Source organism: Acinetobacter faecalis (genome assembly GCF_034187745.1).
Taxonomy (GTDB): domain Bacteria; phylum Pseudomonadota; class Gammaproteobacteria; order Pseudomonadales; family Moraxellaceae; genus Acinetobacter; species Acinetobacter faecalis.
This window is the reverse complement of record NZ_JAXHPF010000017.1, coordinates 1-5519: the sequence shown is the minus strand read 5'-3', so window position 1 is coordinate 5519 and position 5519 is coordinate 1. Positions and strand designations below refer to the sequence as shown.

Annotated in this window: 2 tRNA genes and 3 rRNA genes; all 5 read left to right on the top strand. The window is 48.3% G+C overall.

From position 1 onward, the window contains the following. Positions 1–170 precede the first annotated feature (170 nt). Positions 171–1707 (top strand): 16S ribosomal RNA (locus SKM54_RS12295). 60 nt (positions 1708–1767) lie between these two features. Then, positions 1768–1844 (top strand) — tRNA-Ile (locus SKM54_RS12290). 44 nt (positions 1845–1888) lie between these two features. Further along, positions 1889–1964, top strand: a tRNA-Ala gene (locus SKM54_RS12285). Positions 1965–2337: 373 nt separating this feature from the next. Continuing rightward, positions 2338–5232, top strand: a 23S ribosomal RNA gene (locus SKM54_RS12280). A gap of 188 nt (positions 5233–5420) precedes the next feature. Beyond that, a 5S ribosomal RNA gene (gene rrf / locus SKM54_RS12275) occupies positions 5421–5519 on the top strand; the annotation flags it as partial.

Below are 5519 nucleotides of genomic sequence, written 5' to 3'. Positions count from 1 at the left end.
AAGATCATTAAGAGATTATGAAGAACAACTTGTGTGGATTTTTACTGATTGATCAATCGAAATTATTTTCATTGATTTGATGGTAGAAATTACTCGAAGTTTATTTGAGAAATATTTGTCAGAAAATTGATGAGCCAAGATTGGTACCCTTTAAAGGTACTACTGATTTTAAACTGAAGAGTTTGATCATGGCTCAGATTGAACGCTGGCGGCAGGCTTAACACATGCAAGTCGAGCGGATGAAAGTAGCTTGCTACAGGATTCAGCGGCGGACGGGTGAGTAATGCTTAGGAATCTACCTATTAATGGGGGACAACAGTTGGAAACGGCTGCTAATACCGCATACGCCCTACGGGGGAAAGCAGGGGATCTTCGGACCTTGCGTTAATAGATGAGCCTAAGTCAGATTAGCTAGTTGGTGGGGTAAAGGCCTACCAAGGCGACGATCTGTAGCGGGTCTGAGAGGATGATCCGCCACACTGGGACTGAGACACGGCCCAGACTCCTACGGGAGGCAGCAGTGGGGAATATTGGACAATGGGGGGAACCCTGATCCAGCCATGCCGCGTGTGTGAAGAAGGCCTTTTGGTTGTAAAGCACTTTAAGCGAGGAGGAGGCTACCGAGATTAATACTCTTGGATAGTGGACGTTACTCGCAGAATAAGCACCGGCTAACTCTGTGCCAGCAGCCGCGGTAATACAGAGGGTGCGAGCGTTAATCGGATTTACTGGGCGTAAAGCGTGCGTAGGTGGTCTTTTAAGTCGGATGTGAAATCCCTGAGCTTAACTTAGGAATTGCATTCGATACTGGGAGACTAGAGTATGGGAGAGGATGGTAGAATTCCAGGTGTAGCGGTGAAATGCGTAGAGATCTGGAGGAATACCGATGGCGAAGGCAGCCATCTGGCCTAATACTGACACTGAGGCACGAAAGCATGGGGAGCAAACAGGATTAGATACCCTGGTAGTCCATGCCGTAAACGATGTCTACTAGCCGTTGGGGCCTTTGAGGCTTTAGTGGCGCAGCTAACGCGATAAGTAGACCGCCTGGGGAGTACGGTCGCAAGACTAAAACTCAAATGAATTGACGGGGGCCCGCACAAGCGGTGGAGCATGTGGTTTAATTCGATGCAACGCGAAGAACCTTACCTGGTCTTGACATAGTAAGAACTTTCCAGAGATGGATTGGTGCCTTCGGGAGCTTACATACAGGTGCTGCATGGCTGTCGTCAGCTCGTGTCGTGAGATGTTGGGTTAAGTCCCGCAACGAGCGCAACCCTTTTCCTTATTTGCCAGCACTTCGGGTGGGAACTTTAAGGATACTGCCAGTGACAAACTGGAGGAAGGCGGGGACGACGTCAAGTCATCATGGCCCTTACGACCAGGGCTACACACGTGCTACAATGGTCGGTACAAAGGGTTGCTACCTCGCGAGAGGATGCTAATCTCAAAAAGCCGATCGTAGTCCGGATCGCAGTCTGCAACTCGACTGCGTGAAGTCGGAATCGCTAGTAATCGCGGATCAGAATGCCGCGGTGAATACGTTCCCGGGCCTTGTACACACCGCCCGTCACACCATGGGAGTTTGTTGCACCAGAAGTAGGTAGTCTAACCGCAAGGAGGACGCTTACCACGGTGTGGCCGACGACTGGGGTGAAGTCGTAACAAGGTAGCCGTAGGGGAACCTGCGGCTGGATCACCTCCTTAACGAAAGATTGACGATTGGTAAGAATCCACAACAAGTTGTTCTTCATACGATGTACCTGAGGGTCTGTAGCTCAGTTGGTTAGAGCACACGCTTGATAAGCGTGGGGTCACAAGTTCAAGTCTTGTCAGACCCACCATCTGCAAAACAGAAATCAGAGACATTGAATCTATATGATAAGCTGGGGACTTAGCTTAGTTGGTAGAGCGCCTGCTTTGCACGCAGGAGGTCAGGAGTTCGACTCTCCTAGTCTCCACCATATATCGTTTACGATATTAAGCTGAGAGATTATAGAATTTAGTAAATTAAACGATCTGGTTTAAGTTTATTAAGTTCTGTGATTTATCACAGTTTCTAGACCTGACGAAGGCTAGAAAAATCATTAACAGAATATATTTGAGTTGAAATAATTTGTTCATAACTCATCAAACTTAAGAACGAAGAAGCAATTCTGAGTTTACGAGAATGATGATTTACTAGCGATTAAACTGAATCAAGCGTTTTGGTATATGAATCTAATTGAAGCTGTACAGTGCTTAAGTGCACAGACGCCAACTGTATGATTGACTAACTTGTTAGTTGATCTGTTGCTAATCCTACTTGTAGGGATTAACGACTGTTTGGGGTTGTATAGTCAAGTAATTAAGTGCATGTGGTGGATGCCTTGGCAGTCAGAGGCGATGAAAGACGTAATAGCCTGCGATAAGCTCCGGGGAGGCGGCAAATATCCTGTGATCCGGAGATTTCTGAATGGGGAAACCCACTTACCATAAGGTAGGTATTGCAACATGAATACATAGTGTTGCAAGGCGAACGAGGGGAAGTGAAACATCTCAGTACCCTTAGGAAAAGAAATCAATTGAGATTCCCTCAGTAGCGGCGAGCGAAAGGGGAACAGCCCATTAAGTCATATAAGTTCTAGTGGAATGCTCTGGGAAGTGCAACCATAGTGGGTGATAGTCCTGTACACGAAAGGGCTTATATGATGATGTCGAGTAGGGCGGGGCACGTGAAACCTTGTCTGAATATGGGGGGACCATCCTCCAAGGCTAAATACTCCTGACTGACCGATAGTGAACCAGTACCGTGAGGGAAAGGCGAAAAGAACCCCTGTGAGGGGAGTGAAATAGATCCTGAAACCGCATGCATACAAGCAGTGGGAGCCGGCATTGTGTCCGGTGACTGCGTACCTTTTGTATAATGGGTCAGCGACTTATGTTCAGTAGCAAGGTTAACCGAATAGGGGAGCCGTAGAGAAATCGAGTCTTAATAGGGCGTTTAGTTGCTGGGCATAGACCCGAAACCAGGTGATCTATCCATGAGCAGGTTGAAGGTTGGGTAACACTAACTGGAGGACCGAACCCACTGTCGTTGAAAAGCCAGGGGATGACTTGTGGATAGGGGTGAAAGGCTAATCAAACTTGGTGATAGCTGGTTCTCCCCGAAAGCTATTTAGGTAGCGCCTCGGACGAATACCATTGGGGGTAGAGCACTGTTTCGGCTAGGGGGTCATCCCGACTTACCAAACCGATGCAAACTCCGAATACCAATGAGTACTATCCGGGAGACAGACTGCGGGTGCTAACGTCCGTAGTCAAGAGGAAAACAATCCAGACCGCCAGCTAAGGCCCCAAAATTATAGTTAAGTGGGAAACGATGTGGGAAGGCATAGACAGCTAGGAGGTTGGCTTAGAAGCAGCCACCCTTTAAAGAAAGCGTAATAGCTCACTAGTCGAGTCGGCCTGCGCGGAAGATGTAACGGGGCTAAAACTATATGCCGAAGCTGCGGATTTGCAATTTATTGCAAGTGGTAGGGGAGCGTTCTGTAAGCCGATGAAGGTGGATTGAGAAGTCTGCTGGAGGTATCAGAAGTGCGAATGCTGACGTGAGTAACGACAAAACGGGTGAAAAACCCGTTCGCTGAAAGACCAAGGGTTCCAGTCCAACGTTAATCGGGGCTGGGTGAGTCGACCCCTAAGGCGAGGCCGAGAGGCGTAGTCGATGGGAAATTGGTTAATATTCCAATACTTCTGTGTAATGCGATGAGAGGACGGAGAAAGTTAAGTCAGCCTGGCGTTGGTTGTCCAGGTGAAAGGTTGTAGGCATGTATCTTAGGCAAATCCGGGGTACTCTATGCTGAGAACTGATAGCAAGCTAATTTATTAGCGAAGTGGCTGATACTATACTTCCAGGAAAAGTCTCTAAGCTTCAGTTACACAGGAATCGTACCCGAAACCGACACAGGTGGTCAGGTCGAGTAGACCAAAGCGCTTGAGAGAACTCTGCTGAAGGAACTAGGCAAAATGGTACCGTAACTTCGGGAGAAGGTACGCTGCTGACGGTGATGGAACTTGCTTCCTGAGCTATCGGCAGCCACAGAAACCAGGCCCCTGCAACTGTTTATTAAAAACATAGCACTCTGCAAACACGAAAGTGGACGTATAGGGTGTGATGCCTGCCCGGTGCTGGAAGGTTAATTGATGGGGTTAGCGTAAGCGAAGCTCTTGATCGAAGCCCCAGTAAACGGCGGCCGTAACTATAACGGTCCTAAGGTAGCGAAATTCCTTGTCGGGTAAGTTCCGACCTGCACGAATGGCATAATGATGGGGGCGCTGTCTCCAGCAGAGGCTCAGTGAAATCGAATTCGCCGTGAAGATGCGGTGTACCCGCGGCTAGACGGAAAGACCCCGTGAACCTTTACTGCAGCTTGACATTGAACTTTGATCTTACTTGTGTAGGATAGGTGGGAGGCTTTGAAACCGCGACGCTAGTTGCGGTGGAGCCAATCTTGAAATACCACCCTGGTAATATTGAGGTTCTAACTCTGCTCCATAATCTGGAGCGAGGACCATGTCTGGTGGGTAGTTTGACTGGGGCGGTCTCCTCCTAAAGAGTAACGGAGGAGTACGAAGGTGCGCTCAGCGTGGTCGGAAATCACGCGTAGAGTATAAAGGCAAAAGCGCGCTTAACTGCGAGACCCACAAGTCGAGCAGGTACGAAAGTAGGTCTTAGTGATCCGGTGGTTCTGTATGGAAGGGCCATCGCTCAACGGATAAAAGGTACTCTGGGGATAACAGGCTGATACCGCCCAAGAGTTCATATCGACGGCGGTGTTTGGCACCTCGATGTCGGCTCATCTCATCCTGGGGCTGAAGCAGGTCCCAAGGGTATGGCTGTTCGCCATTTAAAGAGGTACGCGAGCTGGGTTTAGAACGTCGTGAGACAGTTCGGTCCCTATCTACCGTGGGCGTTGGAAATTTGAGAGGATCTGCTCCTAGTACGAGAGGACCAGAGTGGACGAACCTCTGGTGTACCGGTTGTGACGCCAGTCGCATCGCCGGGTAGCTATGTTCGGAAGGGATAACCGCTGAAAGCATCTAAGCGGGAAGCCTACCTCAAGATAAGATTTCCCTAGGACTTTATGTCCTCTAAAGAGCCGTTGAAGACTACGACGTTGATAGGTTGGATGTGGAAGCATAGTGATATGTGAAGCTGACCAATACTAATTGCTCGTGAGGCTTGACTATACAACACCCAAACAGTTGTTGTATAAAAGCTCAATTGATTCGATATTAAGCAAAATAGCTTGATTCAGAAGAAAGTTAGTAAGACAATGTTCAACTCAGATATACCTGTTAATGTATTCTATTTGGTACGAAGTAAGGCATACATCAAATGATGTAAATAAGACCCGAATAAGTCCATAAACAGTTGTGCTGGCGACAATAGCAAGAGTGAACCACCTGATCCCTTCCCGAACTCAGAAGTGAAACCTCTTTGCGCTGATGGTAGTGTGGGGTTACCCATGTGAGAG